The sequence below is a fragment of the Paenibacillus sp. BSR1-1 genome (assembly GCF_030403775.1).
GTDB lineage: Bacteria > Bacillota > Bacilli > Bacillales > Cytobacillaceae > Neobacillus.
Genome location: NZ_JAQMWQ010000012.1, coordinates 117,431 through 139,059, shown reverse-complemented (window position 1 = coordinate 139,059; position 21,629 = coordinate 117,431). Strand labels below are relative to the sequence as shown.

At 38.5% G+C, this 21,629-nt stretch carries 21 protein-coding genes and 1 riboswitch; of the genes, 16 read left to right on the top strand and 5 right to left on the bottom strand.

Annotated elements, in window-relative coordinates; translation table 11 throughout:
- Positions 1-67: 67 nt before the first annotated feature.
- On the bottom strand, positions 68-496 hold the full coding sequence (locus PH210_RS17440; protein ID WP_289987309.1) for a DUF3021 family protein: 429 nt from the start codon (positions 494-496) through the stop codon (positions 68-70).
- Between the two features lie 14 nt (positions 497-510).
- Positions 511-948 carry a LytTR family DNA-binding domain-containing protein gene (locus PH210_RS17435; RefSeq protein WP_289987308.1) on the bottom strand — a complete coding sequence of 146 codons (438 nt, stop codon included), beginning with the start codon at positions 946-948 and terminating at the stop codon, positions 511-513.
- A 145-nt stretch (positions 949-1,093) separates the two neighbouring features.
- On the opposite strand from PH210_RS17435, the gene PH210_RS17430 reads away from it, so the two are divergent.
- Positions 1,094-2,914 (top strand): serine hydrolase, encoded by a 1,821-nt coding sequence (locus PH210_RS17430; RefSeq protein WP_289987307.1) that lies wholly within the window; start codon positions 1,094-1,096, stop codon positions 2,912-2,914.
- A 231-nt stretch (positions 2,915-3,145) separates the two neighbouring features.
- On the opposite strand, the gene PH210_RS17425 is transcribed toward PH210_RS17430, so the two are convergent.
- A complete protein-coding gene (locus PH210_RS17425) occupies positions 3,146-3,484 on the bottom strand; it encodes a DsrE family protein (RefSeq protein ID WP_289987306.1) in 339 nt (112 codons plus the stop codon).
- Between the two features lie 329 nt (positions 3,485-3,813).
- Between PH210_RS17425 and PH210_RS17420 the strand changes: the two genes are divergently transcribed.
- The 7 genes from PH210_RS17420 to PH210_RS17390 all read left to right on the top strand — a co-directional run bounded on the left by PH210_RS17420 (position 3,814) and on the right by PH210_RS17390 (position 12,344).
- Positions 3,814-4,464, top strand: a complete 651-nt coding sequence (locus PH210_RS17420) for a GntR family transcriptional regulator (RefSeq protein WP_289987305.1) — start codon at positions 3,814-3,816, stop codon at positions 4,462-4,464.
- 227 nt (positions 4,465-4,691) lie between these two features.
- On the top strand, positions 4,692-5,987 hold the full coding sequence (locus PH210_RS17415) for an MFS transporter (RefSeq protein WP_289987304.1): 1,296 nt from the start codon (positions 4,692-4,694) through the stop codon (positions 5,985-5,987).
- Positions 5,971-7,056: an Ldh family oxidoreductase gene (locus PH210_RS17410; protein WP_289987303.1), complete on the top strand. Its 1,086-nt coding sequence runs from the start codon at positions 5,971-5,973 to the stop codon at positions 7,054-7,056. The genes PH210_RS17415 and PH210_RS17410 overlap by 17 nt, the downstream gene beginning before the upstream one ends.
- 122 nt (positions 7,057-7,178) lie before the next feature.
- Positions 7,179-8,057 (top strand): fumarylacetoacetate hydrolase family protein, encoded by an 879-nt coding sequence (locus PH210_RS17405; protein ID WP_289987302.1) that lies wholly within the window; start codon positions 7,179-7,181, stop codon positions 8,055-8,057.
- An 88-nt stretch (positions 8,058-8,145) separates the two neighbouring features.
- Positions 8,146-9,579, top strand: a complete 1,434-nt coding sequence (locus PH210_RS17400) for an aldehyde dehydrogenase family protein (protein WP_289987300.1) — start codon at positions 8,146-8,148, stop codon at positions 9,577-9,579.
- 205 nt (positions 9,580-9,784) lie between these two features.
- The gene (locus PH210_RS17395) at positions 9,785-10,987 is read left to right on the top strand and encodes a hydroxyacid-oxoacid transhydrogenase (protein ID WP_289987297.1); all 1,203 of its coding nucleotides are present in this window, start codon (positions 9,785-9,787) and stop codon (positions 10,985-10,987) included.
- 136 nt (positions 10,988-11,123) lie between these two features.
- Positions 11,124-12,344 carry a benzoate/H(+) symporter BenE family transporter gene (locus PH210_RS17390; RefSeq protein ID WP_289987295.1) on the top strand — a complete coding sequence of 407 codons (1,221 nt, stop codon included), beginning with the start codon at positions 11,124-11,126 and terminating at the stop codon, positions 12,342-12,344.
- A 216-nt stretch (positions 12,345-12,560) separates the two neighbouring features.
- On the opposite strand, the gene PH210_RS17385 is transcribed toward PH210_RS17390, so the two are convergent.
- The gene (locus tag PH210_RS17385) at positions 12,561-13,256 is read right to left on the bottom strand and encodes a trimeric intracellular cation channel family protein (protein ID WP_289987293.1); all 696 of its coding nucleotides are present in this window, start codon (positions 13,254-13,256) and stop codon (positions 12,561-12,563) included.
- A 384-nt stretch (positions 13,257-13,640) separates the two neighbouring features.
- Here PH210_RS17385 and PH210_RS17380 point away from each other — a divergent pair, with 384 nt between their 5' ends.
- The 3 genes from PH210_RS17380 (at position 13,641) to PH210_RS17370 (ending at position 16,067) form a co-directional block, all read left to right on the top strand.
- Entirely contained in the window at positions 13,641-13,985 is a 345-nt protein-coding gene (locus PH210_RS17380; RefSeq protein WP_289987292.1) for a Na-translocating system protein MpsC family protein, read from the top strand.
- Positions 13,986-14,217: 232 nt separating this feature from the next.
- A riboswitch (cyclic di-GMP riboswitch) is annotated at positions 14,218-14,305 on the top strand.
- A 73-nt stretch (positions 14,306-14,378) separates the two neighbouring features.
- Complete coding sequence (locus PH210_RS17375) at positions 14,379-15,068, top strand: hypothetical protein (protein ID WP_289987290.1); 690 nt, start codon at positions 14,379-14,381, stop codon at positions 15,066-15,068.
- An 87-nt stretch (positions 15,069-15,155) separates the two neighbouring features.
- The gene (locus PH210_RS17370) at positions 15,156-16,067 is read left to right on the top strand and encodes an HD-GYP domain-containing protein (protein WP_289987288.1); all 912 of its coding nucleotides are present in this window, start codon (positions 15,156-15,158) and stop codon (positions 16,065-16,067) included.
- A 92-nt stretch (positions 16,068-16,159) separates the two neighbouring features.
- Here the strand turns inward: PH210_RS17370 and PH210_RS17365 are convergent, their stop codons facing one another.
- Positions 16,160-16,591, bottom strand: coding sequence for a MarR family winged helix-turn-helix transcriptional regulator (locus tag PH210_RS17365; RefSeq protein ID WP_289987287.1), 432 nt, complete (start codon positions 16,589-16,591; stop codon positions 16,160-16,162).
- A gap of 116 nt (positions 16,592-16,707) precedes the next feature.
- Between PH210_RS17365 and PH210_RS17360 the strand changes: the two genes are divergently transcribed.
- The 5 genes from PH210_RS17360 to PH210_RS17340 all read left to right on the top strand — a co-directional run bounded on the left by PH210_RS17360 (position 16,708) and on the right by PH210_RS17340 (position 21,628).
- Positions 16,708-17,289, top strand: coding sequence for an NAD(P)H-dependent oxidoreductase (locus PH210_RS17360; RefSeq protein ID WP_289987285.1), 582 nt, complete (start codon positions 16,708-16,710; stop codon positions 17,287-17,289).
- A 351-nt stretch (positions 17,290-17,640) separates the two neighbouring features.
- Complete coding sequence (locus tag PH210_RS17355) at positions 17,641-18,288, top strand: AmiS/UreI family transporter (protein ID WP_289987284.1); 648 nt, start codon at positions 17,641-17,643, stop codon at positions 18,286-18,288.
- A 1-nt stretch (position 18,289) separates the two neighbouring features.
- A complete protein-coding gene (locus PH210_RS17350; RefSeq protein ID WP_289987282.1) occupies positions 18,290-19,465 on the top strand; it encodes a NupC/NupG family nucleoside CNT transporter in 1,176 nt (391 codons plus the stop codon).
- A gap of 445 nt (positions 19,466-19,910) precedes the next feature.
- Positions 19,911-20,681 carry a sugar phosphate isomerase/epimerase family protein gene (locus PH210_RS17345; protein WP_289987281.1) on the top strand — a complete coding sequence of 257 codons (771 nt, stop codon included), beginning with the start codon at positions 19,911-19,913 and terminating at the stop codon, positions 20,679-20,681.
- Positions 20,669-21,628, top strand: coding sequence for a sugar kinase (locus PH210_RS17340; protein ID WP_289987279.1), 960 nt, complete (start codon positions 20,669-20,671; stop codon positions 21,626-21,628). The genes PH210_RS17345 and PH210_RS17340 overlap by 13 nt, the downstream gene beginning before the upstream one ends.
- Position 21,629 lies beyond the last annotated feature (1 nt).

Sequence of the window (21,629 nt, the reverse complement as noted above, 5' to 3'; positions counted from 1 at the left end):
AAAAGAGCAGTAAGCGATCAAGCTTACTGCAAAATATTCTGTGGCAGACAGCTGCTGCTTTATGATTTTATTGGTTACTCTTAAATGCCTTTAGTTTTTCGTTGATTTCTTGGGCTTCCTTTTTATCATTTCGCCATGACAGCAGACGAACGACGATGTAAATGACGGCAATTTGCAATGCTAGAATGATTCCATCTAATACACTCGTCACAAGATCAAAAACGCTGCCAAGGGCAATCAGTACAATCTCCAAAGTGAAAAAATGAATGGCCATTCTTAGACGCATTTTCTTCTCGCTGCTATCATTAGGAGAATACAATACAAATCCCAGCAATGAACTTAATAATGAAAAGGCCATCATGATATAAATCGACTTTAAATCAAAGCCGGTATCGGGAAAATACATTTGTCGCAATAAAGTAATAATGATGATAATCAATGCGAAGATAATCAAGAAATCCTTCACCATTTTTTGTGCAAATTTAGCCATCTTCATATTTATCTCTCCTGTTACAATCCAAGCATTTTTTTTAGGACAGGCACATACTGCCTCGATACAATAGCATGTTCCCTGTTATCAAGCACCGCTTCGAATCGGCCGCTTATGGACGGATGAATGGATGAAATTTTGGCTATGTTCAAGATCGTGGACTTGGATGCACGAAAACAGTTCTTTCCTCTGCAGAATTCCTCTAATTCATAAAGCTTTTGTTTTACCTCAAAAATGTTGTCCTTGCAGTAACCAAAAACCTTACCATCAACTGCCTCGAAATAGTAGATATCACTAAGCTTAATGCGATGGACTTTATCATTTTGATATCCGAGTACAATGGGGTTCTCCGTTTTCAGCTTGGTGACGATTTCATCGATTTCGTCATCCACCTCATGACACCTAATCAGGATTTCTTCTTCCAGTGTTTTGTTTATTTCTTCTATTGAAATTTTCATATAATCACCCACGAAAATTCAAATTATTTCAAGTTAACTACTTTATTATAACATCACTATATACCAATTAAAGGGAAAAACTATTTTTTAAAAGTGTTTCAGCATTATATAATAGATTCATAGATAGTTAGAAAGGAAGTTGAAAATGAAATCCTATAAGAAAATAGTCGCATGTGTCATTGTGGGAATGGCCATGCTGTTGTATGCCAAAATTCCTGTGCAGGCATCAACGATATTGGGCTCTGATGTAACCAGTTACCTTGCTTCTAGAAGCAACACGGTGTCTGTTGGGGTTTACGATGCAAACACAGGTAAAACCTATACATATAACCCTTCAAAAACCTACCAAACGATGAGTATCGTGAAAATGTCGATGCTCGCTGATGTACTCTATCAAAAGATCCCAATCACAAGCAATGAAAATTCATTGCTTACTAAAATGATAGAAAACAGTGATAACAGCGCTGCAAGTACCATATGGCGGCAGTTAGGCAGCGAAAAAAGCGTCCAGCCCTTTTTTCAAAAAGCAGGGATGACCAATACGGTTGCCGGTACGGGCGGATGGTGGGGGCGCACCACCACAACTGTTCAGGACCAGCTTACCATGATGAAATACTTTGCCTATTCTAATACATTATTAACAGATTCCCAGAGGGCATACGGTCTTAATCTGATGCGGAACGTACGAGCAGATCAACGCTGGGGTACGGGCGCCGGGCTCCCTTCAGGAGTAAGTGTAGCTTTAAAAAATGGCTGGGCCGATTCCGGATCGTATGTTAATAGTGTCGGATATGTAAATGGCCAAGGGAAAAACTATGTGATTGCGGTTCTAACAACGAATAATAAATCCTTATCTTATGGAATTGAAACCATTAATAAAATTTCAAGTCTGGTTTGGAATGAAATCCCTCCACGTGGCTGGGTTTTTACGAATGGCACCTGGTACTTCTATGCAACAAGCGGGAAATACACTGGCTGGCTTCATGATAATGGCAAATGGTATTACCTCGATTCAACAGGTGCCATGAAAACAGGCTGGGTAAAGTCTGACGGTTCGTGGTACTACTTAAATCGTGATGGATCCATGAAGACGGGCTGGCTCAATACTGGAGGAGCATGGTATTACCTCGATTATTCGGGAGCGATGAAAACAGGCTGGCAGGAGTTATCAGGAAAAAAATACTTCCTTTCGGATAGTGGAGCGATGGTGATTGGCTGGCAGCAAATTGACGGCAAATGGTATTTCTTCAATCAAAATGGAGATATGGCGTCTGATACGGTCATTAAAGGTTATAAATTAGGTCCGGATGGCGCATGGATTCAGGTCAATTATGTGGCGTTAGGGGATTCGCTGGCAGCGGGTATGACTCCAGATGGTCAGGATCGACTTCCTGTAAATGGAGTAGATCCAGATTGGGGATATCCGAATTATATTGCCGCGAATTTTGCCAAATCGTATCAACTGCTTGACTTTGCAAACTTCGGTGTTTCGGGATATACAACGGATAATATCTTAGCAGATTTAGAGAGAGAAGATGTTCAAGAAAAAATACAAAAAGCAACTCATCTTACCCTGGATATTGGGGCAAATGATTTGCTTCCTGTCGTTCAAAAAGATCCGGCTCAAGCACCTGCAGCGATAGCAGCCATTGCTGGAAAAATCAGCACGATTCTAGGCACAATTGATCAACTAAATCCAAATGTAAAGGTATATGTGATGGGCTATTACAACCCATTCCCATATATAACTGATCCGGTGCAAAAAGAACAGTTAAGTCAATTATTACAAGCTTTAAATGCGCAAATTCAAGCTCAGTCGGTTCAGCACGGGGATGCCTTTGTCCCAACAGCTCAAGTAATCAATGTAAGTAATTTGGCGGACTATATTCCAAACCCGCTCAATATTCACCTAAGTTTATTGGGTTATCAAGTAGTGGCCGGGGAGTTCTGGAAGGCCATGCAGTAATAGTGGTATAAAGCTGCAGCGGCGCCTTTAAAGGGCACCGCTGTTTTTGTTTTTTAACAATGTTGACTGGAGTGATTCGTTTGATTTATGACTTGAGAATTTAAAAAATGTAATTATAATTGAAAGAATATGTGAAAGAATATGAAAATCACAGTAATCAACTGCACCTCAATTTTTAGTTGTATCTAATAATTGTAGGTGCAGTTTTTTTATGACTAAATATATCCAAAATCAAGATAATGTAATTACTTCATATTTAGAGGCTAGGTCAATAAAATGGGCCATTCCACTGATTTTCCCGACTACGAGCTTATCGTTCAGTTCATAAAAGTCAACACAAGTTTTACAACCAAGAATGTCAATACCCTTTTCTTCCAGTTCTTTTAATTGAAGAGAAACTAGCGAGCTGTCCGTTAATGTAAACACTCCGCGATTCATACAAAAAATAGCTGCGGGCAGCTCTTCCTTTTGCTTAAGGATAGTAAAGAAGGTTTCTAATATTCCTTCGCCTAGTTCTGGATTGCCATTGCCAAGCTGATCGGAAGCAAGTAAAATGACTTTGTTTTTCAATTTCTCCACCTCACTGATTTAATAATGCAATATTAGCATGGGCGGCCCTTGTGTCCAAGGGAATATGACCGTAATTTTCCAAAAAGGTAATTATATATTTGATTCTAAAGTCGACGCGACCTCAGAAATAATAATTTTGCTTGCCAAGATAGCTAATGTATTGTGAAAACAATCACAATTTTAACAGAAATTTTTGAAAATTCGCTAGATAAATATTGATTTTTGAAAAAATTACGACTAATATATGATATATAATATATGATATATTAGTTAAAACGTAATAGGTAACTGATATATTATCGAATTATACATAAGGAGGTGAGACAACAGTGAACCTTTCCATTCCAGCTCCATTAAAAATTCAGGCGTATAACATTATCAAAGAAGCAATCATTAGTGGCATTTTCAGGGACCATGACGCGATCACTGAGAAACTTGTCCAGGAAAAGTTTAACATTAGCCGTACGCCGTTTAGGGAAGCGCTTCAAATTTTAGAATCTGAAGGATGGGTTTATACAGTCCCTTATAAAGGGACATATGTGAAACCGATTACATTGGATGACCTTCATGAATTGTTTGAATTACGTCTTATTGTTGAACCCGGTATTCTAGAATATGGATTTGATCACAATATAAAGTTTAAGGCAGATCAGTTAGAAGAAAACCTCAATAAAATGGAGATTGATGAAAAGATCCAATCTAATCTGGAGTTCATGACATTAGATCGAGATTTTCATGATCTCTTATATAAACTCACTAATAATAGCCGGTTAAAAACGGTTGCAGATCAGGTTTCGGATATTATGCTCCGAGTAGGTATTCGAGTTTTGGATCATCATTCTAGAAGAGAAGAAGTAATTGAAGAACACAGGAAAATTATTTCGGGGTTAAAAGACGGAACAGCGAAAAATCACTTAAGATTCCATCTTGAAAAAACAAAAGAATATTATTGCACAATGTATAAAGAATCTAGAGGTTAATTTAATGGAAGGAGCAATGTGTAAACTGGTTTGGCGACCCTAATACATTACTCCCCATAATTAGTCTGTTGCCCGATGACAACAAAACTAGTTTATTTATATTCTAGCAAACTTGTTTTCATTTTTCACCATCCAATATTATTGCGAGCGATTCCTTTTTTTAGGATTGGAATTGTAAACGTTTCCGTTTATCTAAATTATGCCTTACTTACGAAGGGGATGAAGGAATGAAACGATCAAACAAGAGATGGACAGTTGTCTTTCTAATATTTTTAGCAACTTCAATAAACTACATGGATCGGGCGAACCTTGGTATTGCTGGTCCAGATATGATGAAAAGTATTGGCTTAAGTAAAACAGAATTTGGTTTGCTTGGGTCGGCGTTTTTCTGGACATATGCATTAATGCAGATTCCAGTGGGAGGGATTGTTGATAAATTAGGACCAAAAGTTACATATGGGGTTGCAATTATTTGGTGGTCAATATTTAGTGCGTTTACTGCAGCAGGCCGTTCCGTTGGAATGTTACTTGGTATTCGTGCCCTTATGGGTATTGGTGAAGCTCCAGCATTTCCAACAAACACACGCGTAATCTCTGATTGGCTTCCTTCAAAAGAACGTGGAATTGCTAATGGATTATTTTCAATGGGTATTGCGGTTGGTTCAGGGTTGACAACACCAGTTGTAGCATGGGTTGTTCAAACCTATGGTTGGAGAACTTCATTTATTGTAACAGGTGTAATAGGTATCATTTGGGGACTAGTTTGGCTTGCAACTTTTAAAAACAAGCCTTCTGAAGACAAGAGCGTCAATAAAGCAGAATTAGACTATATCTTAGATGGGAACAAGCTTGAAACTGCGGAAGAAAAGTCTAATGGCTTAAAGTGGTACCACCTTCTTCGCTATCGTAATGTTTGGGGCATTCTGTTCGGATTGTTTGCCCAAGATTATCTACTATATTTAATGCTTACATGGCTGCCAACCTATCTGGTTATCGAACGTCATATGACTCTATTAAAAGCAGGATTTAACTCAGTAATACCATGGATTGCTGCATCTATTGGCGCCATTTTGGGCGGCTATTTATCTGACAGACTGATTAAAAAGGGCTGGGCACCTATCTCAGCACGGAAAATGAATATGACCATTGGGATGGTTCTTTCACTTGCTATCATTCCAGCTGCTTTCGTAACAGATGTGTTTGCCGCTCTTGCCTTAATCTCCCTTTCTCTAGGCGGAATGATGTTTGCTAACGGCGGTTCTTGGGCAATCGTTGCTGATATTGCGCCAAAAAACATGGTAGGTACACTTGCAGGTATGCAAAACTTTATCGGTAACATTTCTGGATGGATTGCTCCAATTTTAACAGGCTTTTTAGCTGATAAATTGCATAACTTCGTAGCCGCTCTTGTTTTAGCAGGAGTAATCGGTGCGCTTTCAGTTGTCTTATACATTGTCTTGCTTAGAAATGAAAAAATTGAAGTGAAAGTTTCAGGAGGGTTAAACAATGAACGGATTTCATAATGTACAACCAGTAACACTGGAAAAAGTAGTAGCAGGTATTCTTGAAAAAAATAATGTTCCAACTGAAGATGCACAGGTAACAGCTGCTTCTTTAGTGGACGCGGATCTTCGCGGCGTAAGCAGCCACGGCGTAATGAGACTCCCAATCTATCTAAGCCGTCTGCAAAATGGTGTTATACCGGGAGCGGCTGATGTGCAAATCATTAAGGAAACAGCAAGCACAGCCGTTCTCGATGGTAGGGATGGATTAGGACAAGTAGTTTCAAAGAAAGCAATTGATATCCTTTTGGAAAAAGCAGAGAAAAATGCGATTAGTGCTGTAACTGTTCGTAACAGTAATCACTACGGTGCAGCTGCTTACTGGGCATCAAAAATCCAAGAGAAAAATATGATTGGTTTTTCATTCAGTAATGTTGAGCCATTAATGCCGCCCCCTGGTGGAGCAGCTGCAAGAATTGGTAATAACCCAATATCCATTGTTGTTCCTTCAGGTGATGCAAGGCCAATTGTGGTGGATATGGCAACGAGCACTGTTCCGCTAGGGAAAATTATTAATGCAAAAAATAAAGGGGAATCTATTCCGGAAGGATGGGCTGTTGATTCGACTGGTAAATCAACAACTGACCCGGAAAAAGTAGTGAATGGCGGTTTCTTATTCCCTGTTGGCGGTCCAAAAGGATACTCTTTGGCCATTATAGTTGATGTTTTGTCTGCATTATTAAGCGGCGGTGCAATTGGAAACGAAATTAACTCGATGTACAACGATATTGAAAATCCTAACTGTGTAAGCCACTTCTTTATGGCGATCCGAATTGATGCATTTATCGAACCGGCAATATTCTATCAAGCTGTACAACGTTATACTAGCTTTATTAAAGATACTCCATTAGCCGAAGGATCAAGCGGAATCTTTATGCCAGGAGAGATCGAGCATTTAAACAAAGAGAAAAATGTAACAGCGGGTATCAATCTCCCTGATGCTGTATTTGATCAATTAGTAGAATTAGCAAATGAAGCAGGTCTGGAAGCTGCTTTAATTAGCGAGTTTGAACAATCACAGTTCGTATAATGCTAGTGTGGCAGCAGGGGAGACACACTCCCCTCTGCTTCAACAAAGCAATGTTGTTTAATAGTCTAAGAGGGACAGTGGATGGAAGCTGTATTAGTAGAAGAAATTGGAGGAAATAAGTTATGAAATTATTACAATTTGTAAAAGAAAATCAAGTACAACTTGGAGTAAAAACAGAACAAGGCATTTTTAATGTAAAAGAAGCTGGAAAAGTATTTGAGGTTTCTGTACCGACAAGTGTTCAACAAGTAATCACCTTAGAAGATGGCCAAGGTTTACTTCAAAGCCTTATCAATCGAGCTGCTGAAGAGGGCAGAAAAGAACTTTTCTTTGCTGAAGAAGGAATTCAATACGCCCCAGTTGTTTCAACTCCTGAAAAAATCATATGTGTTGGCTTAAATTATGTTGACCACGCAAAAGAGTCAAAAATGGATATTCCAACCTCGCCAATTTTATTTAGCAAATTCAACAATGCGTTAGCTGCCCACTTAGAAGATGTTGCTATTCCAGACGGAGTAGAGAAAATGGATTATGAAGCAGAGCTTGTTGTTGTCATTGGAAAGGAAGCAAAAAGTGTTTCTGAAGAAGAGGCATTATCCTATGTCTTTGGCTACAGCGTTGGAAATGATGTGTCATCCCGTGACTTGCAATTTAGAACTGGCCAATGGTTACTGGGAAAGAGCCCGGATGGTTTTGCACCAGTTGGACCATATGTAACAACGGCTGATGAGGTTGACCCAAATAACTTACAAGTGGAATGCAGAGTAAATGGTGAACTACGCCAAAGCATGAATACACAAAGCATGATTTTTAATTGTGCTACCATCATCAGCTACATTTCTCAATATATGACATTAAAACCTGGCGATGTTATTTACACAGGAACTCCAGATGGTGTTATCCTTGGATATCCAGAAGAGAAGCAAGTATGGCTTAAATCTGGTGACGAAATGGTTATTTCCATTGAAGGACTTGGTGATCTAAAAAACGTTTTAAAGTAATTAGATGAAGTAAATGAATGAAACACACCAGGTGATTGAATAGGGGTAACCATGACACCTAAGGAGTTCATTTTGGGAGGACGAAATAATGACAGAAGTTAAAACCCTTTCAGTATATGGAAACTATGTAAATGGTACTTGGAAAAACTCAACTGAAACTTTACCTGTTTTTGATAAGTTTACAGGAAAAGAAATTGCCAAAGTAGCGATTGCAACAAGGGAAGAAGTAACAGAAGCAATTGACAATGCTTATGAAACATTCCAAACGATTAAACTATCCCCGGCACAACGTTCGGAAATATTGCTGAAGGTAGTTGACATTGTAAGAGAAAGGAAAGAAGAGCTGGCTCTTACAATTACACAAGAAACAGGAAAAGTAATTAAAGAGGCAAGGGGCGAAATCGAGCGTGGAATTCAGACTCTGATTGCTTCAGCAGAAGAGGCAAAGCGAATCAGCGGTCAAGGGATTCCATTAAGCCAGCATGATGACGCCAATAAACTTGCTTTTACCATCCGTGTTCCTGTAGGGGTTATTGGAGCCATTACCCCATTTAATTTCCCATTTAATCTTGTTGTTCATAAAATTGGTCCGGCAATTGCTGCAGGGAATACGATTGTCCTAAAACCCGCCGAAAAAACACCGATTACTGCTTGTAAACTTGTGGAGATCTTTACTGAAGCCGGTCTGCCAAATGGTTTTATCAATGTCATTAATGGCTGGGGCCATACGACAGGGCAATATCTGCTCGAAGATGAGCGAATTGCCATGTATACCTTTACGGGCAGCCCAACCGTTGGAAAATTGATTAAAAATAGTACTGGTATTCGCAAGGTTACACTTGAGCTTGGGAACAATTCTCCAAATATTGTTCATAAGGACGTTGCTGATTTAGACAGGGCTGTTGAGCTATGTGTCTCGAGAGGCTTCTTTAATGCAGGACAAGCTTGTATTTCGGTTCAGCGGATTTATGTTCATAAAGACATTTATGATGTGTTTGTGGAAAAAGCCGTTCAATTTGCTAAATCCTTAATAGTAGGCGATCCCAGGGATCCTGCCAGTGATATTGGTCCAGTTATTTCTGAAAAAGATGCTGTACGTGTTGAAGCTTGGCTGAATGAGGCTCGTGAAAATGGGGCACAAGTTTTTGGCGGGGAAAGAGAAGGAGCCATTATTCGTCCGGCAGTTGTCACAAATGTTACAAAAGATATGAAGGTGGTTTGTGAAGAAGTATTTGCACCGGTTATCAGTATCCTTTCATATGAAGATATCGAAGAAGCATTCAAATTGGCAAATGATACGAAATATGGCCTGCAGGCGGGTGTGTTTACTTCAAATTTAGACATTGCGATGCAAGCAAGCTATAAATTACATTTTGGCGGGGTCATTATTAATAATGTATCAACCTATCGCGCTGACGTTATGCCTTATGGCGGTGTGAAAGACAGCGGTATAGGAAAAGAAGGGCCTCATGCAGCAATCCAAGAAATGACTGACGAAAAAATTATTGTTATAGATTTATAGGCTTAATTAAGCTCATTGTTGTTTTTGGCACTATGTTGATTTTGAGCGTAAGGCGCGGGACTCCTGGCGGAAAAAGCAGGTCAAGGCAGACCCCCGCAATCGCGTCAACCGCCGAGGAGATTCCCGGACCTTCCGTAGCGAGCTTCTTTCGCTTCATTCATCAGGCAAGTTTAATAAACGAATTTATTAAAAATAAGGTGAGAATATGAGAAATGTATGGGAATTTGCTTCTACTCAACGAATCGTTTTTGGTCCTGGATCTATCAATCAATTAACTGAAATCGTTGCCGAACTACACGCAAAAAGTGTGTTTATCATTACAGACCCAGGAATCAAAAAGGCTGGGATTCTTGATAAAGTGACAGCCGCTTTAGATGGAAGTGACTTAAAGATTGAAATTTTTGCGGATGCACAGGCTGAGCCTTCAATTGAAGTCGCACTAGGATGCTATGAATTTGCGAAGTCGAAGCTGGATACAGACGTTATCATTGGGTTAGGCGGCGGAAGCGCTATTGATTTAGCTAAAGTAACAGCCTTGTTGATGGCTCATGGAGGAAATCCAAGGGACTATTTTGGGGAATTCAAGGTTCCTGGACCAGTTGCACCAATGATTGCAATCCCAACGACTGCCGGAACAGGTTCAGAAGTAACATCCGTAGCCGTTGTTACTGACACTGAAAATCAATTGAAAGTAGGTATTTCTGATAATTACCTTCGTCCAACTGTTGCGTTATTAGATCCTGAATTAACAGTTGGTTTACCGCCATATGTAACGGCATGTACTGGTATTGATGCATTATCGCACGCAATTGAGGCATATACTGCAAAACCATTTTCAAGCGTTGCAGCAACTGGAAAAATTTTATTCCAAGGCTCACAGCCAGTAAGTGACGCCCTTGCCATACAGGCAATTGAATTGATTGCGGAAAATCTTGTGCTTGCTGTCCGCCAAGGAACAAATCTTGAGGCAAGGTCAAATATGCTGCTAGCAAGTATGCTTGCAGGAATGGCATTCTCAAATGCCGGAACCGCTCTTTCACATGCACTTGGCTACCCAATCGGCGGGCTGGTACATTCTCCACATGGCGAAGTTACTGGTTTAATGATGCCATATGTAATGGACTTTAACGCTTCTGTTGTACCTGATAAAATGATTAAGATTGCGCAAGCATTTGGTGTCCAAACTACTCAAATGAGCAAACACGATGCAGCAAAATCTGCAGGCGAAGCAATCCTGCAACTTCTTAAAGATATCGGCCTGCCAACAAACCTTAACCAAATCGGTATTAAGGAAGAGAACCTTGATGAAATTGGAAGGAAAACTCTAGGAATTGAGCGTCTTGTCCGCAATAACCCAAGGGTACCAACAGAAAAAGATTTAATTGAACTTGTCCGCAAAGCTTACTAGGATTTCACCATTTCCTCTTAGGCATATAGAAGCGGGTTTAGAAGCAGAGGATTCCTCCTCTGCTTTTTTATGAAATCAAGGGAGAAATATGGGGTTCCTAGTAAGAGTCCACCCTTAATGGAAAGGAGTAGAAAAAATGGGGCTGGCCAATAAAAAGAGTGAAGAACAACAATATAAAGACAAGCACAAAAACTTTGGAAAATCATTTTTTCAAGATATAACGGGTCAAAACGTATCTTCCGGCTTAATTTCTAGTACATTGGTAATGACAGGGCCGGCTGTAATCATTCTACAGGCCGCTGCAGCGGGGCATTTCACAGGTCAGCAAACGATTAATTGGATATTTGCTGTCTATGTATTTGGCGGATTATTTGGAATCGTCATGCCGCTGTTGTTTAGAATTCCAATAGCCGGAGGCCACTCGATTTCAGGAGTTGCCTTTTTGGCAACAGTGACAACCCATTTTACTTATCCGCAGCTTATTGGCGGATATGTGCTATCAGGGGTGTTGATTTTGCTCATTGGGTTATCCGGACTTTTTACAAAAATAATTAAATGGGTTCCGAAAGAAGTTATTGCGGCAATGCTCGCAGGCCTTGTCACCAGTTATGTGGTCCAGATTGTCCCAAGTGTTAAAACGTTGCCATGGGTTGGTTGGCCAGCCTTGGTTAGTTTTTTTATAGGAACAAAATTCTTAAAACGTATTCCACCGGTTTTGATCGCTGTGGTAGTCGCGTTTATTGCATTGTTTCTTACCCAACAACTGACGTTGACATCAAAGGAGATTGGTTTTTTCGTGCCATCAATCCAAAAGCCGGAATTTACTTGGATGGGGATGGTAACCCTGGCCCTTCCTTTGGCCATGTTAATACTTAGTAATGATGTGGCTGCTGGAATAGGTGCGCTTGAAAGTTCGGGATTTGAACCTCCAATTCGAAAAATTGTTTCTGCAGGTGGTGTTTTTTCAATTATTACAGGTTTTTTGGGAGGGCAATGTGCGAACATCGCTGGTATGATGACCGCCATTTGTTCTGATTCTGATGCGGGCATTAAATCAAAGCGGTATGTTGCATCATTGGTATCAGGTGTTTTGACACTATTGTTTGGGGTATTTGCATGGAAAATTGTACCTTTTATCCAATTGTTACCGAAAGCATTTGTGTCATTGCTAGCAGGCTTTGCGTTAATCGGAGTACTGTTGTCCAGCCTGCAGATGGGCTTCACCGGAAACAAATACCGCTTAAGCGCATTATTTGCGTTTCTCGTCACGTTGTCGGAGGTATCATTTCTCCATATAAGTGCCCCTGTCTGGGGGTTAGTTGTTGGCGCAGTTATTGCGAAGACGGTAGAAAGTTAATTTTACCATCCAGGGTACTTAGAAATAATGGAACGTTTGTTAAAAGACAGCTGCCATTCGTGTAAGAAGGTAATTACGACAAACTGTGAAAATTTAAGATAAAGGAAAGCCCGCATGAATTTATGCGGGCTATTTAAAAAACAGACCTAGGCACTGGTACGGACTAATTATTTATCTTTTTATGATTTTTAAACTTAAATAGTAAAGTGATATTGATCAGAATTGGGCTGGTAAATCTTTATTTGCTTTTTTGATAGATTGGCTTTCTATGGATTTTCTGCCTAAAGAAATACGTATCTGTGTTTTCCTGCCCTTTTTATGATTGCAGGGCAGGTGGAGCCTCCACTGATAGTGAATAGCAGACATGCGTAAAGCTATTACAATAAGGACTATCAGCGTCAACTGAATAGGGGTGCTCCAACCCAGCCAAATACATATGGCGCATAAAATCGTTAAAATCGCATGAATTTCTTCCTTTAAAGCTAGGGGTTTTCGGGACGCTATGATGTCTCGAATCATACCCCCTCCAACGCCGGTAAACATCGACGCCAAGACCATTACGCCCAAATCATTAGAAAAAAACTCATGGGCTGACATTGCTCCTTGAAGAGCGAAGGAAGCAAGACCAATGGAATCAAAAAATAAACTCCACCGCTTCCAATGATTAATCCACTTTAGCGGTAATAATACGATGAATGTCAGCGTTAATAAAACCGTTAAAATGATGGAATGGTCCCAAAGCTCTGTAACAGGGACACCGATAATCAAATTTCGTACGAGCCCTCCACCAAAGGCTGTGGTTAAACCCAATGCGTAAACACCAACAAAGGAATATTCTACTTCAAGGGCTACAAAGGCCCCGCTTGCTGCATATGAAATAATTCCAATAAAATGAAGGACGATCCAAGACATTCCTTTAGAAAACCTCCTAATACAAATATTTTATTTTCCTAATCTCTTCAGACACAAATACGAGCGTTGAAGAAACCTCGCAAGAGAGAAAAATATCATTTTCCATTTTTAAAACAAAAAACTCCACCACAAGAAATCGTCCAATCTGACGACATTTGTGGTGGAGTAATCAATTAGCATTGCCTACTAATAAATCATTCCATTGGAAATAATAAATAGAGTTCTAACAAAAAGTTTTATTAGGGCTCCATCAATAAATTTTGTCTAAATTTTGTCCAACAGCATTGATTATACTCCTCTCAAGCGGAAAAACAAGACAAATTTAGGATTGGTCCCATTTTTTGTAGACTAGATTGTATAGTATCGAGTTATAGGAGGAGAGACATGGGGAAAAAGGAAACAGCGTTTAATGATATAGTACGAAAAATGCGGAAAGAGATTTTTGGAAAGGGACCCGAGCGAATTTTTACTAATTTCGTGGATAATATGGCGATCACAACCATGTATGGTATTCTAACTCCGACAGAAAAATTTATTGCACAATCTCAAGAGGGTAAAAAAGTAATACATAGTGCCCGAACCGAAATGATTCGGGAAATATATAAGAAGAAAATACCTGAAGGAATGGAGGAGATTGTGGGTTCAAAGCTGCTTCATTTATTTTCGGATGCCAAGATTGAAGAGGATATGGCTGTATCTGTATTTATTTTTGAAAAAAAGATTGAGTAATACCAAGGGGATTTTTTGCAAATAAAACAGAGCATCATGGGGATTATATAATTTACACATAATTCCGGTATTTTTTTATTTATGCTTAATTACCTCATCATAATCCTGCAGCCGCTTAATCTCGCTAAAATTTTACAAAATTATAAACATTTTTCGAGAAATACAAAATATTACAAAAATAGACATAGATTTGGGAAATTCTACCCTTTATAATAATAATAGATAATAAAATAGACTCAGAGGGCAACCTATCTTAAAGGATATGGGCGCAAAGCTATAGGGGCTAAAGTAGGAATCTACCACGCCAGCCAGTTGCGAAATGATGAAAGGCCCTTTTAGTACTTCGGGTCTTTTTTTCGTCTAAAATAGAAAAATGGGGTGTGAAGCAATATTATGAAAAAAGTATTGTCGATTTTGTTTTCAGCTGCAGTATTTTTAGGAATTGGTTCTCCGACTTTTGCCGCCGAAAATGATTATCAAAAAGCTATTGAACTAATTGAAAAGACGAACAAGGAAATTGATAAAAAGATAGAAGATGCAGTAGGAAAAGCAGATCAATTGCAATCCGATTACCTTCTTGACATTCGCAAAATCGAGGAAGGAGATCAAGTCGTAAAATTAAAAGGTGAAAGAGAAAAGGCCTTATCTGATTTAGAATCTGCAAAGAACGATGTAAAAAAACAAGAAGAATTAAATAAGAAATTAGCAGAAATTAATACCAGGCTAGAAGAGGAACAGGCAAAAATTAATAGTAAAATAACAGAGATTAATCAGGAAATTAATGATGTTACAGGGAAGCTAATGTCTGGGAATGATAAAGACGCTCAAAAGATAGAAGAAAAAATTAATAAGCTTAATCAGAAGTTGAATGAAAAATCAACAAAGTATGATGAAAAAACATCACGTTTTACAAAGGATTTAGATAAGGTCATATTTGATGTATATGAAGTAACACTTAAAATGTCTGATGAAACTATTAAAAAAGCTGCAGAAAAAGGTGTTCAGGCTGAATGTTCTTGGAAACTTGTCCGCTTTGCAGATAAGTGGGTATGGATTGATCCTATTAGAATAGTCGGGTGCTAAATTTATTTCACATTTCTGAAAAATATATAGTAAAATAAAAACGAGTTCTTATTGAGCTCGTTTTTATTCGTATTAAGGCGGGATACTATGGAAGGCTTTATGCTTGGAAAAAAGGGATCTTTTGTCGAAAAAGTAGATTTTGAAAAAAATGGAGTATTTAGTTTGTTAACTCGTGGCGATGGGGTTGAAATTATCCACCAAGAGATAGAAGAAGGAAGAATGTTCTATGTTTATCCAAGCGAGAACGCTAACGCTCTGGAGTTTTATTATCTATTATCTGGCCAAGTCGTTTGTGAACTTGATAATAAACAGCATACATTAGGTCCTGAAGATTATTTTTCCGCAAGAAGTCTTAAAGATCCAATCCACTTTACTGCCTTATCGAAAGTAACCTTATTATGCGTTTTTACGGAACAAACCTTTGTTCATATAAGTAATGACATATCTACTCTTATGGAAATTACGAAACAAGTAGAATTAAAAGATAGATATACATATAAGCATAGTGATCGAGTGGCAAAGTATTCTGTGAAAATAGCAAAAAAATTAAAACTAAGTAAAGTACAATTAGAGAATTTAACTGTGGCTGCAGTACTTCATGACATTGGGAAAATTCATGTGCCAATTGAGATTTTAAATAAGCCTGGGCGTTTAACAGACGAAGAATTTGAAATAATCAAGAAACACCCTGTAGTAGGTGCAGAAATGATAAAAAATTCCTATTATAAGGAACTGGCACCTATTATTGAACAGCATCATGAAAAATTAAACGGCACTGGGTACCCATATGGATTAAGTGAAGATGACATCCTTTTAGAAGCAAGAATTATTGCTGTGAGTGATACATTCGATGCAATGACAGAAGATCGAGCATATAGAAAAGCGTTTAAAGAACAGATTGCAATAGATGAACTAAAGAGACTGGCAGGCACTCATTATGATAAGGAAGTCGTAGGGGCCTTCGAACAAATATTAAGAGAAGAAGGACGAATTAACTAATCCGTAGGGCAGGAAATAAAGAAAAAAGTGAGTATTGGTAAAAGCCAAGTACTCACTTTTTTTATTCATCAACTGAAAATGAAAATCTATGCTTAAGGATGGAATAATTTTTTATGAAGCGTATCGATTGCAAGTTCAATCTCTATTAAATCTTCTTTAGAAGCATTTTGTATTCGATTTAGGAAACGGGTTTCAATTACAGCAAATGCTTCTTTCATTGCAACTTCCCCATTCTGTGATAGACGAACATATTGTTTTCGTCGGTCCTTGCTATCAATCATCTTTTCAATTAATTTTTTCTCACTTAACTTGCTAAGCTCACGACTAGTGTTTGACATAGACATATTTTGACAATCGTTAATTTCACTAGGAGTTACAGGCTGATTCACTGCGATAAATTCAAGAATATTATATTGAACTTGCGAAATTGAATCTGGCTTTGCATTTTTCGTTAATTCATTTGTTACACGATGAACAGCAGCTGTAAATGATACGAGCTTGTAAAAAAGTTCTTTTTTGTTCATGACCTCACCTCATAAAGACAAGATAACAAAATAGTTATCAAAAAACAATTATCAATTGATAATTAAATATAAGGATGCTACAATTTAGTTATCAAATGATAATTAAGAGGTGCCTTATGAAAATGTTAATTGTTTATACGTATCCAAATCATAATAGTTTAAATTATGCATTTTTACAAAACGTTATCAAAGGCAGTAAAGAGAATCCTCATGTTAAAGAGTTACAGGTGTTAGATTTATATGATGAGGGTTTTAACCCACTTCTATTGTTTAACGAACTAAAACGAAGACGAGATATGCATACTGATCCTAATATTGAAAAATATAGACAGCAACTTACATGGGCCGACAAGATTGTTTTTATCTACCCTATTTGGTGGGGAAGACCTCCCGCGATGCTTTTGGGATATATCGACCAATTATTTGCCTCCAATTTTGCCTATAAAGATAAAAAGGGATATTTCCCCGAAGGGCTGCTGAAAGGAAAGTCCGTAATTTGTATATCTACCATGAAGGGACCTGAGCACTATCCACTTTTTTGGTTGAATAATGCACATAAAATCCTAATGAAAAGAGCCTTATTTAATTTCGTGGGGATTAAGAAAGTGAAGTTCTTTGAATTTGGGAATATGGAAAGTCCAAGGGGAAACCAAATGAAAAAACTAGACAAGATTTTAAATTATTTTAAAAGACTTTAGCTCTTCGTCTATGTTTGCAATAATATCCTAAAGAAGCGTAATATAAGGGATTATAAATCAAAGCTGTCATTATGGCAGCTTTTTTTATGTTCTTAATATTTACATTTTTTCATCTGACTTTTACAAAGTTTCATACTTTTTAAATAAATTTGAGTATTTTATTATTAGAGTTCTTTTGGAATGGGCATTTTTAATGAAAATGGAAAAAAATAAATTAAAATTTGGTTCAAATATAATTTAACTTTTGTTCAAAATGTATGATATATTATTTAGGTATTTAATGAGTGAAAGCGTTTCATGGAAAACTATCTTTTGTTAGAAATTCCTTGGATAAAGTGAGGGAGGAACATAATGGGTTTTGTTGGTTTATTTCTTTCAGGTGCTGTCTTATTTCTAAACAGTCTTATGCTGTTAGGGAAAGCGGATGCAAAAAGTGTAGGTATCTTTAATCTTTTCGTAGGTACCCTTCAAATAATTATCCCATCCTATTTGATCGTTGTTTCAAATCAAGATCATTGGGAGCTTTATAATAATGCATCAATTTTTTTATTTGGCTTAACTTATTTATATGTTGGGTTCACCGCATTAAAGGGACTTAATGGCAGTGGACTCGGTTGGTTTAGTCTCTGGGTTAGTTTAGTTGGTGTTGTGTATACCCTAACATCTATTATTCACTTTCATGATGCAGTCAATGCACTAACATGGGGCATGTGGACATTTTTATGGTTTCTGTTCTTCTTATCAAATGCGCTTAATAAAAAAATTGAACATTATATTGGAGTGGTTGCCTTTGTTCAATCATGGGTAACCTTGACCATCCCAGCGCTCCTATATTTTTTAGGTGTCTGGAATACACAAAATGTCTACCGAATTTGGACCTGTGTATTAATTCTAGCTAATGTTTATTTTATTGTTAGTTTTTTTAGATGGAAACTTTCAAATAATAAAGAAAAAAGAAGTGAAGCAATCCCTGTAATCAATGCTTTGGAGGTAAAATAATATGTCAATCATAATTGGAATCATTGGAATCCTTGTTCTCATGGGTATAGCCTGGTTGATGTCAAACGATAAGAAAAACATCAATTATCGTGCAGTTGGGATCATGACAGCCGTTCAGTTGTTAATAGCCTGGTTTATGCTGAACACTTCAATTGGTAAAAAAGTTCTAAACAAGATCGTAGCGGGCTTTAATAAAGTTCTTTCTTTCGGTAATGACGGTATCTCCTTCGTATTCGGGGACCTTGCAGGAAAGAATTATTTCTTTGTAAATGTTCTAATGATGATTGTATTCGTAACCGCTATTTTAGGTATTTTGACTTATTCAAGAATATTGCCATTAGCGATTAAATACATTGGCGGTGCCGTAAGTAAAATAACAGGATTGCCAAAGGTCGAATCATTTGTTGCGGTGAATTCTATGGTATTTGGTGATACTTCTGCTATCCTGTCTGTAAAATCATTCATTCCAAGTCTTTCTGGCAACCGCTTATTCGTTGTTGTTACTTCTTCACTTGTTGCGGTCAGCTGTTCAATCTTAGGTGCATACATGCAAATGATTCCGGCGGAGTACGTATTAGTAGCGTTACCAATTAACGTATTCTCCGGACTTATCTTATCAACGATCGTATGTCCTGTCCGAAAAGAAGAAGATGAAATAATCGATATTAAGGGAATGATTCCTGAGAAATCTTTTTTCGAAGCAATCGGCAACTGGACATTGCTTGGCGGAAAGACAGCGTTAATCGTTGGTGCTATGCTTATCACTTATGTTGGATTGATTGCAGCCGTTAACTGGATTTTCACTTCCATCTTCGGTATCTCTTTTACTGGTGTACTTGGATATATATTTGCGCCAATCGCATGGATCATGGGTATTCCAGCTAATGAGATTATCAAAGCCGGCTCTGTCATGGGTACTAAGGTAGCGGCTAATGAATTCGTTGCGATGTTAGACTTCATGAAAATGATCCCTCATATGTCTCATAAGACTGTAGGAATCGTATCATCATTCTTAGTATCATTCGCGAACTTTTCATCTATTGGAATAATTTTAGGAACGGTACAAGCTATCAATGGTGAAAAGGCAAGTGAGTTAGCGAAGGTTGGTCTAAAGGTATTGTTAGTAGCTACAATGGGATCAGTCTTAACTGGAACGATCGTAGGTTTGTTCCTGTAATCATTTAAAAATGCAACAAACCCCTTTTATCATTTTGTAAACTAAAGTGATGAGAGGGGTTTTTATTTTCTCTATAGTTCAGTTAATACGGGTTGTTGATTTGCGCTCCAGGTGCTTCGCTTTCCGCGGGCGTGGAAGCCTCCTCGGCGCTTTAGCGCCTGCGGGGTCTTCCCTGCCCCGTACTCCCGCAGGACATTGAATTGCTTCCTCGAATCTGCCCACGCACGAAGGAAATGCGATAGCATTTTCGAGGAGTCTTCGCGCCTTCCGCTCCAATCAACAGTGTTAAAAATCAAATGGCTTTTTTAACACACCCTTCTTTAAAAAAATAAAAAATCCCCTCTTGAAAAACGCTTACATTGTCTTTATAATAAAAATAAATCGATTTAGTAAACCGGTTTAGTAAATCGATTTATCAAATTACAGCTTAGAAAGGATCTTTAACATGCAAAACGTGATTGTTCCGTTGAATGCTTTTGATAGATTCAAAGTGTTAGAGAATGGCCAGGAATCCTTTATCCAACTTATTGCTCAATCAGGAGCTTTTGGGGTCGAGATTCGCCGTGAATTATTGCCGGTCCAAGATCCGCAGCTAGATAAAATTCGAAGTGAAATGGCAAGCAATGGACTTTTTCCCGTATACTCCGCTCCCATTGAATTATGGAAAGAGAATCATCAATTAAATAAAACAGAATTAACTGAGATTTTTCAAGAAGCGATGACGATGGGGGCAAAGTGGCTTAAGGTGTCACTCGGGCATTATCAACATGATGCTTCAAACATAAATGATCTCGCAGCTTACCTAAACCAATACAAAAACATTCAATTATTGGTTGAAAATGACCAGACATCCCATGGCGGAAATGTCAGCCAGTTAGCATCCTTTTTTGAAAACGTTACCGACCAAATGGTTCCCGTTAAAATGACCTTTGATGCTGGAAACTGGTATTACTCTGGCCAAAGTGTAGAGGATGCTCTTGATAAACTCGCACCGTACGTCCTTTATCTTCATTTAAAACAAGTGGAAGAAGGGCCGATCACCATACCACTTCAAAGAGAAGGGAATCATAGCTGGAAAAAAGTCATGCAGCATTTTCCAAGCACGATGGTGAAAGCGCTTGAATTCCCGATTGAGCCGAAGGAGAAAACAAAGGACTATATCGATTTAATCTCGGAATTAGTATTAGAAAGCGAGGCAATTTCATGCAACAGCTAGATGTCATTACCTTTGGTGAAGCGATGGCGATGTTTATGGCCAATCAGCCTGGTTCCTTACACCAAATCAATCAATTCACCCTCGAGCTTGCTGGTGCGGAAACCAATGTGGCCATCGGCCTTGCCCGGCTGGGACTTCGGGCTGGCTGGGTCAGTAAGGTAGGCAGCGATCCTTTTGGAAGGTTCATTATCGAACGGCTTAAAAATGAAAACGTCAACATTGAGCAGGTTTTACTCGATGAACAGCATCCAACTGGGTTTCAACTGAAATCCAGAGAGCTGGAGGGGGATCCTGAGGTACAATATTTCCGAAAAGGCTCGGCCGCAAGCCACCTGCAAATCGCTGATTTCAATGAAGATTATTTTCAATCCGCGAAACACCTGCATTTGACCGGGATTCCGTTGGCCATTTCGGAACAGGCTAGGGCCTATGCCAAACATGCCTTATCTTTTATGAAAAATAATGGCCGAACGGTCTCGTTTGATCCGAATTTACGGCCATCACTCTGGGCATCAAAAGAAGAAATGGTGGAACAAATCAATGCCGTTGCCTTCCGAGCTAACTATGTGCTCCCGGGAATTACAGAGGGTGAAATCTTGACTGGCTATAAGAACCCGCGAGATATTGCTTCTTTTTACTTAGAAAGTGGTGTTGAGCTCGTGGTGATTAAGCTTGGGGAAGAAGGAGCCTTTTATAAAACCGCTTTTGAAGAAGGAACAGTTCCAGGCTTTAAAGTGAAAGCAGTTATTGATACGGTTGGGGCCGGAGATGGCTTCGCTGTTGGTGTCATTAGCGGACTCTTGGAGAAACTTTCGATTCAGGAAACAGTTGCAAGGGGAAATGCAATTGGTTCTCTAGCTGTTCAATCACCGGGGGATAATGATGGCTACCCAACCTATTATCAACTGCAAAAATATATAGAAGAAAATTTACAGGGAGTGAAATGAC